The 16,253-nt window shown below is 68.2% G+C and carries 14 protein-coding genes; 3 read left to right on the top strand and 11 right to left on the bottom strand.

Annotated elements, in window-relative coordinates; all coding sequences use genetic code 11:
- Window positions 1–10: 10 nt before the first annotated feature.
- Window positions 11–1,501, bottom strand: coding sequence for a cytochrome P450 (locus F5544_RS23620; protein ID WP_167475217.1), 1,491 nt, complete (start codon window positions 1,499–1,501; stop codon window positions 11–13).
- A 113-nt stretch (window positions 1,502–1,614) separates the two neighbouring features.
- Between F5544_RS23620 and F5544_RS23615 the strand changes: the two genes are divergently transcribed.
- A complete protein-coding gene (locus F5544_RS23615; RefSeq protein WP_167475216.1) occupies window positions 1,615–2,787 on the top strand; it encodes a sensor histidine kinase in 1,173 nt (390 codons plus the stop codon).
- Window positions 2,784–3,401 (top strand): response regulator, encoded by a 618-nt coding sequence (locus F5544_RS23610; RefSeq protein WP_167475215.1) that lies wholly within the window; start codon window positions 2,784–2,786, stop codon window positions 3,399–3,401. The genes F5544_RS23615 and F5544_RS23610 overlap by 4 nt, the downstream gene beginning before the upstream one ends.
- 11 nt (window positions 3,402–3,412) lie before the next feature.
- Here the strand turns inward: F5544_RS23610 and F5544_RS23605 are convergent, their stop codons facing one another.
- From F5544_RS23605 to F5544_RS23570, 8 genes are all read right to left on the bottom strand, one after another.
- Window positions 3,413–4,294, bottom strand: a complete 882-nt coding sequence (locus tag F5544_RS23605; protein WP_167475214.1) for a universal stress protein — start codon at window positions 4,292–4,294, stop codon at window positions 3,413–3,415.
- Window positions 4,295–4,332: 38 nt separating this feature from the next.
- Window positions 4,333–4,821: a GNAT family N-acetyltransferase gene (locus F5544_RS23600; RefSeq protein ID WP_167475213.1), complete on the bottom strand. Its 489-nt coding sequence runs from the start codon at window positions 4,819–4,821 to the stop codon at window positions 4,333–4,335.
- 12 nt (window positions 4,822–4,833) lie between these two features.
- Complete coding sequence (gene mgtA / locus F5544_RS23595) at window positions 4,834–7,497, bottom strand: magnesium-translocating P-type ATPase (RefSeq protein WP_167475212.1); 2,664 nt, start codon at window positions 7,495–7,497, stop codon at window positions 4,834–4,836.
- 36 nt (window positions 7,498–7,533) lie between these two features.
- On the bottom strand, window positions 7,534–8,403 hold the full coding sequence (locus F5544_RS23590) for a universal stress protein (protein ID WP_167475211.1): 870 nt from the start codon (window positions 8,401–8,403) through the stop codon (window positions 7,534–7,536).
- Window positions 8,404–8,419: 16 nt separating this feature from the next.
- Window positions 8,420–9,331 (bottom strand): universal stress protein, encoded by a 912-nt coding sequence (locus F5544_RS23585; RefSeq protein ID WP_167475210.1) that lies wholly within the window; start codon window positions 9,329–9,331, stop codon window positions 8,420–8,422.
- A 108-nt stretch (window positions 9,332–9,439) separates the two neighbouring features.
- Window positions 9,440–11,185, bottom strand: coding sequence for a sensor histidine kinase (locus F5544_RS23580; RefSeq protein WP_167479423.1), 1,746 nt, complete (start codon window positions 11,183–11,185; stop codon window positions 9,440–9,442).
- A 66-nt stretch (window positions 11,186–11,251) separates the two neighbouring features.
- On the bottom strand, window positions 11,252–11,899 hold the full coding sequence (locus tag F5544_RS23575; RefSeq protein ID WP_167475209.1) for a response regulator transcription factor: 648 nt from the start codon (window positions 11,897–11,899) through the stop codon (window positions 11,252–11,254).
- Between the two features lie 27 nt (window positions 11,900–11,926).
- Entirely contained in the window at window positions 11,927–13,456 is a 1,530-nt protein-coding gene (locus F5544_RS23570) for an AAA family ATPase (protein WP_167475208.1), read from the bottom strand.
- 208 nt (window positions 13,457–13,664) lie between these two features.
- Between F5544_RS23570 and F5544_RS23565 the strand changes: the two genes are divergently transcribed.
- Complete coding sequence (locus F5544_RS23565; protein ID WP_167475207.1) at window positions 13,665–14,657, top strand: Acg family FMN-binding oxidoreductase; 993 nt, start codon at window positions 13,665–13,667, stop codon at window positions 14,655–14,657.
- 1 nt (window position 14,658) lies between these two features.
- Here F5544_RS23565 and F5544_RS47325 read toward each other — a convergent pair whose 3' ends face one another.
- Entirely contained in the window at window positions 14,659–15,531 is an 873-nt protein-coding gene (locus F5544_RS47325) for a DUF302 domain-containing protein (protein WP_167475206.1), read from the bottom strand.
- Between the two features lie 8 nt (window positions 15,532–15,539).
- Window positions 15,540–16,070: a hypothetical protein gene (locus F5544_RS23555; protein ID WP_167475205.1), complete on the bottom strand. Its 531-nt coding sequence runs from the start codon at window positions 16,068–16,070 to the stop codon at window positions 15,540–15,542.
- Window positions 16,071–16,253: the final 183 nt, after the last annotated feature.

Here is a 16,253-nt window from a genome sequence, read left to right as displayed (position 1 = left end):
TAGACAACTTTTAGTTAACAAGCTCCGCTCGGGCCGGTCGGTCGCGCACGAACATGGGAAGCGGTCCGTCGGGACCGCCAGTGAACGAGAACTGCGGGCGGATCGGTTCGGTGGTAGCCAGATCCATCTCGATGCGCTGAGCGATGGTCGCCAGTGCGAGAACGGCTTCGGTGCTGGCGAAGACGTTGGCGACGCACATGCGTTTGCCCGCTCCGAATGGCAGGGCGGCGTGACGTTGTGCGGTTGTCAGGTTTTCGGTCAGGTAGCGAGTCGGGTCGAAGGTGTCCGGATCCGGCCAGACGCCGCCGTGTTGATGCATGGCGTGCAGGTTGATCATGATGGTGGTGCCTGCGCGGATCGGGAAGTCGCCGAGCAGGTCATCGTTCTTCGCGACGCGTGCCAGCGCGACGACCGGCGGATACAGTCGCATCGTCTCGGCGAGAACGGCTTTCGTCCAAGGTAGGAGGTCTACGTCGGCGGCGGTCGGGGTGCGGCCCGCGAGGACGTCGTCGAGTTCGGCGTGTAGGCGGGAGCGGGCGTCGGGGTTTTCGGCGAGCAGCTTCCAGGTCCAGGCCAGTGCCGTCGCGGTGGTTTCGGTCCCTGCGCCGAGGAAAGTCATGAGCTCGTCGTGGATTTCGGCATCGGTGTAGCGGTGCCCGGTTTCCGGGTCGTGCGCGTCCATGAGCAATGCGAGCAGGTTGCCGCGGCGGGTGATCGCACCGCTGCGGTGATCCGCGATGAGCTGGTCGATCACCCGCTCGAGGTGCCGCAGGTCGGCCATCATGCGCGGCGCGAGAACCCAAGAGGCGCAACGCATGACGCGCATGGGCAGATTGTGCCGGTGCGTGAGTTCGGCGAGCGCGTGCAGCCGATGGGTGACGCCGGTGAGGAACCCGAAGCCGAACATGCCGAGCATCCGGGACAGTCTGATCTTCGACATCGGTCCGGTCAGGTCCAGTCCGAACATCGTGCGCGCGACGATATCGACTGTGAGCCTGCTCATCTCGGCGTTCATATCCACCGGCGCCGCATTCGCGCCGAGCCGGCGGACGCGCGCGGCGCAGTCGTGGGCGGCCTCGGTGACCGGGCCCGCGAGCGTGGCGATATTCCGTTTCCCGAATACGGGCTGGACGAGGCGGCGATTGCGTTGCCAGCGATCCTCGTTCCGCTCGGTGCCGAGACCGCGCCCGAATGCGACGGCAAGCATGTCGTAGTCCGCGCTCTTGGGGTAGTTGTCCTGATTGGTCACCAGGACGTGTCGGGCGAGTTCGGGGCTGCGAATTACGACATAGCGCTGCAACGGTATTCGGGCCACCATGACGTCGTCCTGTCCGGGGAGCCGGGCGCCGTAGGCGTTGGCCGGGCTGTGGTCGCTCAATAGCCGCATCGCTTGGGCGGCAAGTTTCCACGACTGCCACCACGACACCCGGGTACGGTGCCAGCGCAGTAGCGCGGGTTGCCATCGGGGCGGGTAGAGGGTGGCGTCGGGTGTGGTCGTCATGGTTGATTCCCTTGTGTCCGTGTGCTTTTGTCGCAGCGTATGCCGATACGCGCGGGGTGTGTGTCCACTGTTCGGAGGACCCGGGGCCGCACGATCCGGGTTATCGTCGGAGCATGACAGCGCCAGGGCGGTGGGATATCTTGTACCGGATCTGGAGCGCCTATGTGGTGGGCGGCATCATCGCCACCGGAGTTCTGGTCATCGTCCTGCGCCGCGTATACGGCGGTGAGGCGTGGGTGGCATTGGTGGCGCTGACCTGCCTGCTGGCTTGGTCGGCGTTGCTGTCGCCGCGCCGTGACAACCCCGATGCCTTCTATCGCCGTAGGGTGAGCCGGAATTCGGTGCTTTTCGTGGTCGGCGTGCTGCTGTTCTTCCATGTCGCCGTCTGGTGGTCACCACCGGCCCTCGCGGGGGTGGTGGTGGTGTATGCGCTGATCTACATGACGCTGCCGGTGTGGGCCGCGATCGTGGTCGCCGAGGCGGTGAGCTTCACGCCCCTCGTATTCGCGCTCGTCGCACAGACACAGGTGCCGTTGGGGCTGGCGATATCCTTGGTCGCAATCCTATTCAATCCGGCGATCGGGGCGACGATCACGCTTGCCCTCGACCGCAGTGAGCAATTGGCGATACTGCTCGACCAATTGGAACGCAGCCGCGCCGATGTCGCGCGACTGTCCAGGGAGGCGGGTTCGATGGCCGAACGCGCCCGCCTCGCAAGGGAAATCCACGACACGCTGACCCAGGGATTCACCGGAATCGCGACGCTGGCCCAGGCCGTCGAATCCGAATTCGATACCGATCCCGATGCCGCCCATCGGCATATCGCACTCATAGAAGCCACGGCACGGGAGAACTTGATCGAAGCGCGGACCATGGTCGAGACGTTGACACCACCCGATCTGGGTGGCGGATCGCTGGCCGATTCGGTGCGGCGACGCTGCCGCAAACTCGCCGACGAGACCGGTATAGCCGTCACCGTGAATGTGGATTGCGCTGTGCCCCAACTGGATACCGGAACCGAGGTGGTACTGTTGCGCGCCGCACAGGAGGCGTTGACGAACGTGAGCAAGCACGCACGTGCCGACAGCGTGACCGTCGACCTCACCCGAACCGGGCAGGGCGTGCGACTATCGGTGGCGGACAACGGAATCGGCTTCGACGCGGCCGGTGCCGGCGGATTCGGCCTGCCCGGTCTGCGCAGCCGGGCGCAGGAGATCGGCGCGGTGGTCACCGTGACGACGAGCCCGGGCGCGGGCACCCGGGTGGCCGTCGAGGTGCCGGCATGATCAGCGTCCTACTCGTCGACGACCATCCGGTGGTGCGCGAGGGTATGCGCGGAATACTGTCCCGCGAAGCCGATCTCGTTGTCGTCGGCGAGGCGGCCGGTGGCGCGGAGGCCATTGCGGTCGCCACGGCGCTGCGTCCCGATGTGGTGCTGATGGATCTGCGGATGCCCGAGGTCGACGGCGCCGCGGCGACCGAGCAGATCCTGGCCGCCTGTCCCGAGAGCCGGGTAGTCGTCGTCACCACCTACGACACCGACACCGATATCCTGCGCGCCGTCGAAGCGGGCGCATCCGGATATCTGCTGAAGGATAGTTCGCGCGCGGAGCTGGCGGCCGCCGTGCGGGCGGCCGCGCGCGGCGAGACGGTGCTGACGCCCTCGGTCGGCGCACGGCTGCACCGTCGAAACCCGCAGGCGCTGTTGTCGGCCCGTGAGGTGGAGGTCCTCGGGTACGTCGCACGCGGCGCGACCAACGCCGAAATCGGCCGAACCCTGCACATCAGCGAAGCGACCGTGAAAACACATCTACAGCGGGCGTTTTCGAAGCTCGAGGTGTCCGACCGCACGGCCGCGGTCACGGCGGCCTTGGCAAAAGGAGTGCTGGCCGCGCCGTGAGCGTTCGGCCGCTACTCGGATTGGTCTCGGTGGGCGATCAGGACGGGGCAATGGGCGTGCTGCACAAGGAAATTGCTGGTGGAGCCGAGTAGCAGGCCGGTGAGTGCGCCGCGGCCGCGGGTGCCGACGACGATCAGCTGGGCGGTGTCGGACCAGTCCATGAGGAGCTGGGTCGGCTGTGCCGGGCGTGCTTCGCGGCGGACGCGGACGTTCGGATATTTCTCCTGCCAGCCGGCGAGCCGTTCGGCCAGGACCGTATCGGCGGCGCCGTTCTCATCCGTGGCGGATGGCGTTGCGGCGCGGGCATGTACGGCGACGAGTTCGGTTTCGCGTTCGGCGGCCTCGTCGAATGCGGCGGCGATGGCGGCGTCGGCCGCCTCGGTGCCGTCCACGCCGACGACGACCGGGCCGGTGTGCCGGATCGCGGTGTCGCGGACGACGATCACCGAGCCGTGCCCGTGGGCGCTCACCGCCAGCAGGGTCGAGCCGATATGGGCGAAGGCGCCCGCGTTGCCGGTGGCGCCGATGACGACCAGATGCGCCGTCCGCGAATGCCGGATCAGCAGCTCGGCCGCGCCCGCTTCGGAAATCTCAACGGCGACAACCAAATCCGGGTTCACCGACTGCGCGAGACGCCGGTCGGCGTCGACGATGCGGCGGCCCTGTTTGTGAATGGTTTCGGTGATCGACGGGGTGAGCACGTCGTAGTAGCCGACCATCGAGCGCGTCGAGGCCAGGTCGAGGCCGTGCACGAGCAGCAGATCACGGTGGCGGTGGGCGGCGGTTTCGGCCGCCCAGCGGACTGCGAGGTCGGCTCCCTCCGAGCCGTCGACGCCGACGACCACCGCCGCCGACGCCAGCCGGTGCGGATTCTCGTAGGGTGGTGTTGTCATATCGCCCGTCCTCGGGATCTGTTGTTCGGATACGGAATTCACAGCTGGATGCCGACCTGGACGACGCCGTTCTGCCGATACGTCGTCACCGGGAATCCGCCGTCGATGAGCAGTCGCATCATCCGCGAATTGGCCGGTAGCACCTCGGCGACGAAGCGTTCGATGCCGTGCTCGCGGGCGAGTTCGGCGAGGCTGCGCAGCAGGGCGGTGCCGATGCCGTGCTGCTGATCCTCCGCGGCGACAACGAGCGCGACCTCCGCGGACCGAGTCCCCGGCAGGACAATGAAATTCGCGACCCCCACCAGTTCGCCGCCGAGAAAGGCGCCGACCGCGCAGTGCTCCGGATCGCGCAGCGCTATCGCATGCGCCACCTTGTGCAGATCCTTCGGCGGCGGCATGAAGAACCGGAAGTAGCCGTCCTCGGCGTCCATCGCGGCGTGCAGCGCTCGGATGGCCTCGGCGTCGGCCGGTCCGAGTTGCCGGATGGCCGGGTGCATGGCGGTTTCGGGTAATACCGTGGCGTGCATGCGGTCTCCTTGTCATCGATGGTTGTGGCCGGGCCGCCGATTCCGGGGCGCCTTGGCGTTGAAACGTGCTGCGCGCCTGCGGATTCGATAGCCCTTGGTCCGCTCGCGCTGGGTGGCGACGGACGGCGGTGTGCGGAAGAACCACCGTTTGGCCAGTTCGGCGAGGCCGAGATAGGTGATGATCAGCAACACCACCACGAGCAGGAACGCCCCTGGCAGCGGCCGGAATCCGAGATCGGCGGCCAATGGCGTCACGGGTAGCAGCGCACCGACCGCGACCGCGGTGCAAGCGGCGAGCAGCAGCGGTGTGCTCGGCCCGCTGCGGAAGAAGGGGCTGCGCCGGGTGCGGATGACGAACAGCACCAGGGTCTGGGTGGCCAGCGATTCGACGAACCATCCGGTGTGGAAAAGGGTTTCGTCGGCGTGGAACAGCCACAGCATCACGCCGAAGGTGGCGAAGTCGAATGCCGAACTGATCGGTCCGAAGATCAGCATGAAGCGGCGGATCAGGCCGATATTCCAGCGCGCGGGCCGGGCCAGCTGCTCCTCGTCGACGTGATCGGTGGGGATGGCGAGCTGGCTGGAATCGTAGAGCAGGTTGTTGAGCAGGATCTGCGACGGCAGCATCGGCAGGAACGGCAGGAATGCCGAAGCCCCTGCGGCACTGAACATATTGCCGAAGTTGCTGGATGTGCCCATCAGCACGTACTTCATGGTGTTGGCGAAGATGCGCCGCCCGGCGACGACACCGTCGGCGAGTACGCCGAGATCCTTTTCCAGCAGCACGACGTCGGCGGCGTCCTTGGCGACGTCGGTGGCGGAGTCGACCGAGATGCCGACATCGGCGGCATGCAGTGCGAGCGCGTCGTTGACGCCGTCGCCGAGGAAGGCGACGTCCAGCCCGCCCGCCCGCTGCGAGCGCACGATCCGCGCCTTCTGCTCGGGGGAGACTCGGGCGAAAACCGTTGTGGTTTTCACGCATTCGGCGAGCTGTCGATCGTCGAGACGGTCGAGATCGGTGCCGGTGACCGCCGCCTCGGCGGGCAGGCCCAGTTCGCGGCAGACGTGCAGCGCGCCGGCCGGATTGTCGCCGGTGAGTATCTTGACCGTAACACCGAGGCCGGACAGTCGCGAAAGAGCCTCGCGGGCACTGCTTTTCGGCGGATCGAGAAAGACGAGAAAGCCACACAGCGTCAGGTCGCGTTCGTCGGCGGGTTCGAGCGCCGTCGCCGCGGGATCGGCGCGCCGGGTCGCGACCGCGACAATCCGGTGTCCGGCAGCGAATTCCGCGTCCAGCACCGCCTGCGCGGCGGCCGGTATGCGCGGGCACCGGGCGAGCACCGCCTCCGGCGCGCCCTTGGTGATGATCGACGGCTCGCCCCGGTCGTCGGAGACCAGCACCGAGAGCAGCCTGCGCTCGTGGTCGAACGGAAGCGTCGCCAGCCGCCGGTATTTCGCGACGGTCGCGGTGGGCGCGCCCGGCGATGCCCACAGTGCGGTATCCAACGGGTCCGCGGCGGAAAGGGTTTCGCCGCTGATGACACCGTCGGTGCAGAGCATCCCCAGCAGCCGGGTGCGTCCGTCGGCCCCGCCGTCCGGATCGAGCGCGCGCATATATTCGATCCGGCCCTCGGTGAGGGTGCCGGTCTTATCGGTGAACAGCACCTCGATATCGCCGAGATCCTCGATGCAGACCAGCCTTTTCACCAGCACCTTGCAGTTCGCGAGCTGCCGGGAACCGGCGGCGAGCGCGGTGGACACCACGGCGGGCAGCAGTTGTGGCGAGATGCCGACGGCGATGGCCAGCGAGAACAGCAGCGCGTCGAGCAGCGGTCGCTGCAGCACCAGATTCACCGCGAAGATGCCGGTGGTGAGCGCCGCGGCGACCCACACCAGCAGCATGGAGAATTTGCGCAGCCCGATCTGGAATTCGGTTTCCGGCTGACGTTCGCTCAAACCGGCCGCGATGCGGCCGAATTCGGTGGTCGTCCCGGTCGCGGTGACCAGGCCGCGGCCGCGGCCCGCGCTCACCACCGTTCCCATCAGCGCGCACGAAACCAGTTCGGCCACCGGACTTTCCGGCGCGACCGGCGCGACCGATTTCGACACCGGCGCCGATTCGCCGGTCAGCACCGACTCGTCGCAGCGCAGCCCGGTCACCGACAGCAGCCGCAGGTCGGCGGGCACCAGCTCACCCGCGCGCAGCTCGACGACATCGCCGGGCACGAGCTCGGCCAGATCGACCGATTCCGGTGTGCCGCCGCGCAGGATCACCGCTCGATGCCGGATCCGCTCGTGCAGCGCGTCGGCCGCGCGCTCGGCCCGGTACTCGTTGATCAGGCCCAGGCCGACCGAGGCGGCGAGGATCACGCCGATAATGATCGCGTCGGTGCGCTCACCGACGAAGAACGACACCGCGGCGGTGACGGCGAGCAACAGCAGCAGCGGAGAACGCAGCTGCCGCAGCAACACCGGCAGCAGACGGGTCTTGTGGGTGCGAATGGCATTGGGGCCGAACAGCTGTCGCCGACGGACGCGTTCGTTCTCGGACAGTCCGTCCGCCGGGGCCGCCAGCGCGCTGAGCACCTGATCGGTCGTCATGGCGCCGGCGGCCCGCGCGGAGAGCGGGCGCGGGCCGCCCGGCGCCGCGGCTCGGATTTCGACAAGGGTCTGCATCGGTACAGAATCCAAATCTGCTCGGCGACAGTCGGTTCAGGCGTGCGAGCGGGCGATGATCAGCGGTGCGGTGGTCGCGTGCAATACGGCCTGGCTGACCGATCCGAGCGTCATCCCGGCGAATCCGCCGCGTCCGTGACTGCCGACCACGATCAGCTGGGCGCCGGATCCCAGCTCCAGCAGGACCTTTGCCGGACGGTCCGTGGCGACCATCCGCCGCACCGCGACCTCCGGATAGCGCTCGCCGTATCCGGCGAGGCTTTCGGCGAGGATCGCCTCGGCCTCCTGCCGCATATCCTCGCGCGGGATATACGGCGGAAATTCCGTCCAGGCGAGTACCGCGGTCAGTGCCGCACCGCGAAATGTCGCCTCGTCGAAGGCGATTTCGATGGCGCGGGCGCTGCACGCCGAGCCGTCGACGCCGACGACGACGCGCTGATCGCGCGAGTCGTATTTCGGCGATTCGGGAACGATCGCCACCGGGCATTCGGCGTGCCGGGCCAGCGCGGTGCTGACCGAGCCGAGCAGCGCGCGGCGGAACGCGCCGAGCCCCTGGGTGCCGACGACGAGCAACCTGGCATCCTTGGATCGATCGCGCAGCACCGGAATCGGCGGCGCTTCGATGAGTTCGGTGGTGATCTCCAGTTCGCCTGCCGAACGGATCGCCTCGGCGGCGGCCGCGCGCGACTGCTCGAGCGCCGCGATCCCGGCTTGGCGGTAGACCTCGTAATCGAAGCGGGAGAACGCGATACCGGGCCCGAAGTCGACCGGCGCGCCGATGCAGTGGAGGATGGTCAGCGGCGCGCGGTGCATGACGGCTTCGCCCGCGGCCCAGCGGACGGCCGCCAGGGCTGGATCGGAACCGTCGGTGCCGACCAGTACCGGGGGATTGATGCTTGCGGACATGGGATTTCGCCTCTCGCTAGTTGGCGTGCGCGACCATCACCGGGCAATGGGCATGCTGGACAAGGGAATTGCTGGTCGAGCCGAGTAGCAGTCCACGGAATCCGCCGCGGCCCCTGGAACCGACGACGACCAGTTGCGCCGCCTTCGACCAGCTGATGAGCTGATGGGCCGGGCCTGCCGGATAGACCTTCCGGGTGACGTGGACATCCGGATACTTCTCCTGCCAGCCGGCCAGATGTTCGGCGAGCACCTCGTGGGCGGCCGCCTCCATTTCCCGGATCGGCAGGGTGGCAGCGAGATTCGCGTAGCCGGTGAGCGTGATGTCGCCGGTGGCGTGCACGGCGACCAGTGCGGTCTCGCGGATGCTCGCCTCGGCGAAGGCGGCCGCCACGGCGGGCGCGCAGGTGCGGCTGTCATCGATGCCGACGATGACCGGGCCCGTCTGCCGGATCTGCCGCTCGCTGCCGGTGTCGCGGACCACCACGATATTGCCGTGCCCGTGCGCGGACACCGCGAGCAGCGTGGAGCCGATATGCGCCAATTCGCTGGCCCGGCCCGCGCCGATGGCCACCATATGGGCCGAATTCGATTCGCGCACAAGGAGTTCGGCGGGCTGGTCGGGGGCTACCTCGGTTTCCACGGTGAGGCCGGGATCGACCTGCGTGGCCAGGCGGCGGGCGGTGGCGACCAGGTCGAGGCCCGCCTTGCGCATCGCATCGGTCACCGCGGGCGTCAGCAGCTCGTAGATGCCGAAAACGGTGGAGTGCGGATCCAGCGCCAAGCCGTGCACGATGCGCAGCCGCCGATTGCGCGCGGCGGCGATTTCGGCGGCCCAGCGCACGGCCAGGTCGGACGGTTCGGAACCGTCGACGCCGACCACCACCGGGGCGGTCGCCAGTAGGTGGGTGTCGGTGCTGCGGCTGGACATGTGCGGAATCCCTTCGGGTGCGATCTGTACCCGTAGGTTAGGAATTTCCGATGGTCCCGCTCGCCTGGCGTTGGTCCCGAATCAGCAGGCCCTAAGGCTGTTTGTGGGTCAGGGCAGCGGCACGATCCAGCGCAGTACGGTGCCGCGCTCCGGGCCGGGCTGCACCGTGAACGAGCCGCCCGCCTGTTCGGCCCGGACCGCGAGGTTGCGCAGGCCGCTCGTCCGGGTGTCGCCGACGGCGATGCCGACGCCGTCGTCGGATACCTCGATCGAGACATCGTCGCGGACAACGAGATTCACCGAGACGGTATTCGCCGCGGCGTGCCGCACCACATTGCTCACGGCCTCGCGCAGCACCGCCTCCACATCCTCGGCGAGCGACGGTCCGAGCACCGAGACCGGTCCGGCCAGCCGGACCGTGGTGCGCAGCCCGGAATCCTCGGTCATCTCGGCGATCACCCCGTGCAGCCGCTTGCGCAGGGTCGGTGTGTCGGCGGCGTTGTTGGAGTGCAGATCGAAGATGGAGTGCCGGATCTCCTGCACGATCGACTGAATATCCAGGATGGTGTCGGTGATCCGGGTCTTGACCTCGGGTGCGCGGGCGCGCTGCGCGGTGCCCTGCAGCGACAGCCCGACCGCGAACAGCCGCTGTATGACATGGTCGTGCAGATCCCTGGCGATGCGGTCGCGGTCGGAAAGCACGTCGAGCTCCCGCATCCGCCGCTGCGTATTGGCCAGTTGCAGTGCCAGCGCGGCCTGATCGGCGAACGCGGTCATCATCGACTGGCCGGCTGCGTCCAGCGGTTTGAGTTCGGGTGGGCGCAGCATTGTCAGCACGCCGATCACGGTGCCCTCGGCTCGCAGCGGCAGCAGCAGCACCGGGCCGAATTCGATCGAGGATTCGAAGATGGGGGTGTAGCGCAGTTGGTCGGCCGCCACCGCTCTGCCCTCGACGAACGCCGTCCCGGCATGTGAGTCGGCGACCGGAATGTCCTGTCCGGGAAGGGATTCCGAGTCTATTCCGGCGGCCGCCGCAATCCTCAGCTCGGAGACCTCGGCGTGCGGGATATCCGGATCCTCCGGCAGGGCCAGGAAGACACAGGACGATTCGGTCAACTTCAAGGCCCGGTCTACCACCAGCGCGAGCACCTCGGCCGGTTCGCCGCCCGCGAGCAGTTCGGTGGCCACGTCCTGGGTCGCCTCCAGCCACTGCTGGCGGATGCGGGACTGTTCGTAGAGGCGGGCGTTGGCGATGGCGATACCGGCCGCCGCGGCCAGCGCCTGCACCACCACCTCGTCGTCCTCGGTGAACTCCTGCCCCCCGGCCTTCTCGGTGAGGTACAGATTGCCGAAAACCTCGTCGCGCACCTTGACCGGCACGCCGAGGAAGGTATGCATCGGCGGATGGTGTTCCGGGAAGCCCACCGATGAGGGGTGGGTCGAAAGATCGGTCAGCCGAATGGGTTTCGGCTGTTCGATGAGCAATCCGAGCACCCCGTGACCGCGCGGCAGATCGCCGATGAGCACCCGGGTGCGGTCGTCGATGCCCTCGTAGACGAATTCGGCGAGCTGCTTGCTCGACTTATCCGATTCGCGGACGCCGAGCGCGCCGTAGTCGGCGTCGACGAGTTCGATCGCGGTGTGCACGATCGAACGCAGCGTATTGTCCAGATCCAGTCCGGCCGTGACCACGAGCATGGCCTCGATGAGCCGGTCCATCTTGTCGCGCACGCCGACGATCTGCGCGATGCGGTCCTGGACCTCGCTCAGCAGCTCACGCAGCCGCAGCTGGGACAGGGTCTCCAGGACCGGTGACTGGTCGCCCGGTGCTGTCTCGGACGATTTGCCTTCCATACCGAGCATTTTCGCACGGTACATCGGCCGGGCGCCCGCCTGCGCGCGGCGTCCCCGGGCCGCGGCTCACTCCCTCTTCGTGGGAGTGTTGAGCTTGGAGGCCATCACGGCCGCCTGGGTGCGCCGCTCCACTCCCAATTTGGTCAGCAGCCGGGACACGTAATTCTTGACCGTCTTCTCCGCCAAGAACATTCGGCCCGCGATCTGCCGGTTGGTGAGTCCCTCGCCGAGCAGCTCGAGCAGCGTGCGCTCCTGATCGGTGAGCCCGGCCAGCGGGCCGGATTTGGCCTCGGCCTCCTCCCGCAGCTTCGCCATCAGCGCGGCGGCGGCCCGATTGTCCAGCAGCGATCTACCCGCACCGACCTCGCGGATGGCGTCGACCAATTCCAGCGTGCCGATATCCTTGACCACGTAGCCGCTGGCGCCGGCCAGGATGGCGTCGAGCATGGCCTGCTCGTCGGTGAACGAGGTGAGGATCAGGCAGCGCAGCTCCGGATGCTGGGTCAGCAGGTCGCGGCAGAGTTCGATGCCGTTGCCGTCGGGTAGCCGCACGTCCAGCACCACCACGTCGGGGCGCAACGCGGGGATGCGGGCCAGCGCCTGGGATACGCTGCCCGCCTCACCGATCACGTCGAGATCGGGTTCGGCGCCGATCAAATCGGCGACGCCGCGCCGCACGATGTGGTGATCGTCGACCAGAAATACCTTTATCACCGGTAGTCACCTGTCTTCGCCATTTCCTCAGCCTACGGAGATTTTCCCACCGACACAGGGGCGCTCGACCTCCGATTCGGGACCAAAGTCCCTAGTTTTCGCGGGACCGGCGTACCACTCGCGCAGCGCGTCGGTGAGGGTGTCGGGGAGCGGACGCCCGGTGTCGATCGGGGTCGCGCCGGGCCAATCGGCCGCCTTGTCGGCCATGGCGGCCGCGATGGCCGGGGTGGCGTCCGAATCGCCCGCGGCGCGGTCCCGGAGCCGGTGGTTCGCGACGGTCGCGGGGCAGACGCATCGGATCTGCCGGAGTTCGGCGTGCGTGGCGGCGGCGAGCTCGGCGGCGCGCCGCCGCTCGTCCGGATCGATCCAGCTGGCGTCCAGGATCACCGAGACACCGGCCGTGAGCAGCGCGTGCGCGCGGATGCGCAGTTCGGTGTACACCCGGGCCTTGGCCGCCGCGGAATACGCTCCGGCATCGAGGATTCCGGTCGCGCCGGTCACCTCACCGGTGGCGCGCAGCTCCCGGCGCAGCCGGTCGGCGGATAGTGTCACCGCACCGGTGGCCGACGAAAGTGCGTGCGCCACAGTGGATTTACCGGTCCCTGGGAGGCCACCGACCAGCATCAGCCGCACCTCGGCGGCCTCGAGATGATCCAGCGCGATCCGCAGATGCCGGTGCGCGCGATGCCGCGCCGCGAGCTCGCCCTGTGCGAAACGGATGGTATCGACCTTCGCGCGAACCAATGCGCGGTAGGCGATGTAGTGGTGCCACAGCGACGCGGGGGCCTGGTCGCCGGTGATCGCCTGGTAGTCGTCGAACAGGCGCTCGCTCGGGTCCGCGTGGCCGAGGAATTCCAAATCCATTGCCAGGAAGGCGATATCGTCGATCCGGTCGACATAACGAAGCCGGTCGTCGAAGTCGAGGCAGTCGAGCACCCGGAAACCGTCGGACAGCGCGAAGATATCCTCGGCGAGCAGGTCGCCGTGTCCGTCGAGCAAGTTGCCCTCGGCGATTCTGTTGTGCAGCAGCGGCTCTCGGCCGTCGATATAGCGCATGGCGAGTTCGTCGATCCGGGCGAGCAGCGCCGGATCCATGATGTCGGCGGGCTGCTCGCTCAGGCTGTGCAGGAGTATCCGCCAGCGGGTGCGCAGCGCGTCGGGCCTGCCCTCCGCGTCGATTTCCGTTCCGCGCCTGGCGCTGTGGTGGAACAGCGCGAGCACCTGGACCAGCGCCGTCAGCTCGGAGCCGACTCGTTCGGGGTCGGCGAGCACGGTGGTGAGCCTGCGGTCCTCCGGCATCCGGCGCATGACGACGACGGGTTCATCGGGGCCGCCGGTGGGTGAGGTCAGATGCGCGACGCCCAGATAGACATCCGGCGCGAGTCGGCGGTTCAGCCCGACCTCGCGCGCGCAGGCTCGCTCACGTAGCTCCGGGGTGCCGAAGTCGAGGAAGTCCGTGCGGATGGCCTTCTTGATTTTGTAGGCCCGGTCACCGTAGAGCAGCACGAGCCCGGTGTGGGTTTCCCGCACCTGCGCGGGCGCCGCGAATTCCGGCATGGGGCAGTCCCTTTCGACCCGTCGGAGTAGTAGCCCAAGCATGTCGCGCCCGAGGGGCGCGAGGTGATGGCCGAAGGTCACCGGCTGGGCGGGACTTCCGGCGGTTTCGAGAAAGTCCCGCGAGTTCGGGCATTCCTGCCCTAACCGGCATGAGGTATCCGATGGCAGCCTTGGTATCGATGCGACGAAGGGAACGGATGGAACCACCATGAACCGTGTACGGCCCGATGAGCAAACGATCCGTGCGGCACTGTCGCTCGCGGTGCGCGCGCCCTCGGTGCACAACACCCAGCCCTGGCGTTTCCAGATCGGCGACGGTGCGGTACACCTGTATCTCGACCCGGCCAGAACGCTGCGGGCGACCGATCCCGATCAGCGCGACGCGCTGGTGAGCTGCGGTGCGGCCCTACATCATCTGCGCATCGCGTTCGCCTCGCTCGGCTGGTCGGCCATTGTGCACCGGCTGCCGGACCGTGCCGATCCGGAGCATCTGGCCATGCTGGAATTGGTACGGCACCGGCCGACCGGCACGGAAATCGCGCTCGCCGAGGCCATTTCGACTCGGCAGACCGACCGCAGACACTTCAGCTCCTGGCCGATTCCGCCCGGATATCTCGGACTGGTCAGCGAGCGGGCCGGGGCGCAGGGCGGCATTGTCCGGCGCGCCGCGAATGCCGCGCGGGATTGCCTGGTCGCGGCGATGTACGAGGCGGGCCGCAGACATGCGGGGAATTCGGAATATCGACTGGAGCTGGCGAATTGGAGTGGCAGGCGGGATACGAACGACGGCGTGCCATCCTGGAGCGTGCCGCCGCCGCGCGCCGGACAGGGCATTCCGACCAGGGAGTTCGCCCAGCCGGGGCTCGTCGATCCGACCAAAGAACCGGACTACGCGGAACTGCTGGTGGTCGGCACCGCCTACGACGACCGGCCGTCCAGGCTGGCGGCGGGGGAGGCGTTGAGCGCCGTGCTGCTGACCGCGGCCAATGTCGGCCTGGCCACCTGCCTGCTCACCGAGCCGCTGGAGATTCCCGAGCTGCGCGGCCGGATCCGGTCCGGGGTGCTGGACAACCGCGCCCATCCACAGGCGGTGATCCGTATCGGGTGGCTGCCCGCGGGCGCGGTGCGGCTGCCACCCGCGCCGCGGCGGCCGATCGATGAGCTGCTCGACCCTTTGGGCAGTGACCGGGCCGCCGGCTGACTTATGGTATGGCCGAACGCTTTTCGATGTTCTCGAGCGCTGCCGCCAAACGGGACCTGGCTTCCCGCGCGACCGAGTAGAGCGCGGGCTGAGCGTCCCGGTCCAGCAACAGATCCGGGTCCATCGCCTCGACGATGGCTGCCCCTTCGGCCGTGCGCACCACTACATTGCAGGGCAGCAGTAGCCCGATGTGCCGGTCGATATCCAGTGCGCGGTGGGCGAGTTCGGGGTTGTAGGCGCCGAGGATGAGATAATCCTCCATCTCCACGCCGAGTTTCGCGCGCATCGTCGCCCGCACATCGATTTCGGTGAGTAGGCCGAAACCCTGTTCCGCCAAAGCATCTCGAGTCAGCCCAACGGCTTGGCCGAAGGATACGGCGATGCGGGTGGCCAGTTCGGCGGCCGCGACGGGTATCCGGATCTCGGTCACCAGATCGTGCGGATGCACCGCCTCGTCCGGGGCGACGAGATAGACCTCGGTGGACGGGCCGACGGGACGGAAATGCGAGGCGCGCACCCATTCCTCCAGCGCGCGGTAGGCCTCGCCGATCCGCTGGAAGTCGCCGTGATGGGTGGTGTACGCGAACAGCCCGGGCGCGATCGGGCGAACCGAAACCTGTTCCGCCGCACCGCCTACCAGTCCGGAGGTGACCGGAAGCCCGAAGACGACCTCGGTGGCCCGGCCGGGTCCGACCGCGCCGCGATAGGTCGTCGACGGCGGGCCCGCGGGGGCCAGGCCGGTGCGGTCCGCCAGATCATAGAGTTCGCGCATGCCCGCGGCGATATCGTCGCCCGCGTGCTCGGCGCGGACCGCGCGGCGCAGTTCCAGCAGGGTGTGCGGGCTCGATTCGACCACGGTGATGCGGTATGACATGGGATTTCCTACCCTTCCTGTGATGCGAGGTATGCGGCCTCGGTGCGGGCCAGCCGGCGAGCCCAGGCTCGCGCGCGGGCCAGCTCGCCGGCGCGCAGTGGGCCGCCGACGCGGTCGACGACGAAGTCCATCGGATCGTCGGCGAGCGCATAACCCAAGCGGCACAGGTGTTTTGCCGCGTCACGCGCGGCCGAACCGGCCAGCCGTGCCGGCCGCGGGACATGAGTGTCGAAGGTGGCCGCCCGCGCGCCGGGTAATGCCGGATGCGCGCCGGCCAGCCATTCGCGGATGCCGAGATCGGTGACGACCTCGGCATCGGTATGTCCGGCGGTGCGCCGCCTGGTCCACGGTCGGCTCATGCCGAGCAGATGCGTCGGCCCGCCGACCACCAGCAGATCCACCGTCGGCTCCGGCTGCTCGCCGGCGGCCGCCACGCTCACCACATCGACCGTTCCGTATTCGCCGAGCCCATCGGCGATGGCGGCGGCCAGCGCGGCGGTGCTGCCGCACATCGATTCGTAGACGACGCGTGCCCGCATCCTTTTCTCCTTCGCCGGACCCGGTATTCCGGGCAGCGGACTATCTCGACGCTACGTGCGGGTGATCAGTGGGCACAGTGCCGAACCGCCACCCGCACGGTGACTTTCGGCCCGCGTCGGCCCGGTTGGCCTCCGATGGCATGTCGTCCTGGGACCTTGGTCCCTGCCGTCGGCGGGTGGCGC

It is taken from the genome of Nocardia arthritidis (assembly GCF_011801145.1).
GTDB classification, from domain to species: Bacteria; Actinomycetota; Actinomycetes; order Mycobacteriales; family Mycobacteriaceae; genus Nocardia; species Nocardia arthritidis_A.
Note: the sequence above shows the minus strand (reverse complement) of the source record. Positions and strands in the feature narration are given on the sequence as shown.

What these genes read in the sequence shown, in the direction of transcription:
- F5544_RS23620 (WP_167475217.1), bottom strand. Translation starts at nt 1,501, where the DNA reads ATGACGACCACACCCGACGCCACCCTCTACCCGCCCCGATGGCAACCC.
- F5544_RS23615 (WP_167475216.1), top strand. Translation starts at nt 1,615, where the DNA reads ATGACAGCGCCAGGGCGGTGGGATATCTTGTACCGGATCTGGAGCGCC.
- F5544_RS23610 (WP_167475215.1), top strand. Translation starts at nt 2,784, where the DNA reads ATGATCAGCGTCCTACTCGTCGACGACCATCCGGTGGTGCGCGAGGGT.
- F5544_RS23605 (WP_167475214.1), bottom strand. Translation starts at nt 4,294, where the DNA reads ATGACAACACCACCCTACGAGAATCCGCACCGGCTGGCGTCGGCGGCG.
- F5544_RS23600 (WP_167475213.1), bottom strand. Translation starts at nt 4,821, where the DNA reads ATGCACGCCACGGTATTACCCGAAACCGCCATGCACCCGGCCATCCGG.
- mgtA (WP_167475212.1), bottom strand. Translation starts at nt 7,497, where the DNA reads ATGCAGACCCTTGTCGAAATCCGAGCCGCGGCGCCGGGCGGCCCGCGC.
- F5544_RS23590 (WP_167475211.1), bottom strand. Translation starts at nt 8,403, where the DNA reads ATGTCCGCAAGCATCAATCCCCCGGTACTGGTCGGCACCGACGGTTCC.
- F5544_RS23585 (WP_167475210.1), bottom strand. Translation starts at nt 9,331, where the DNA reads ATGTCCAGCCGCAGCACCGACACCCACCTACTGGCGACCGCCCCGGTG.
- F5544_RS23580 (WP_167479423.1), bottom strand. Translation starts at nt 11,185, where the DNA reads ATGGAAGGCAAATCGTCCGAGACAGCACCGGGCGACCAGTCACCGGTC.
- F5544_RS23570 (WP_167475208.1), bottom strand. Translation starts at nt 13,456, where the DNA reads ATGCCGGAATTCGCGGCGCCCGCGCAGGTGCGGGAAACCCACACCGGG.
- F5544_RS23565 (WP_167475207.1), top strand. Translation starts at nt 13,665, where the DNA reads ATGAACCGTGTACGGCCCGATGAGCAAACGATCCGTGCGGCACTGTCG.
- F5544_RS47325 (WP_167475206.1), bottom strand. Translation starts at nt 15,531, where the DNA reads ATGTCATACCGCATCACCGTGGTCGAATCGAGCCCGCACACCCTGCTG.
- F5544_RS23555 (WP_167475205.1), bottom strand. Translation starts at nt 16,070, where the DNA reads ATGCGGGCACGCGTCGTCTACGAATCGATGTGCGGCAGCACCGCCGCG.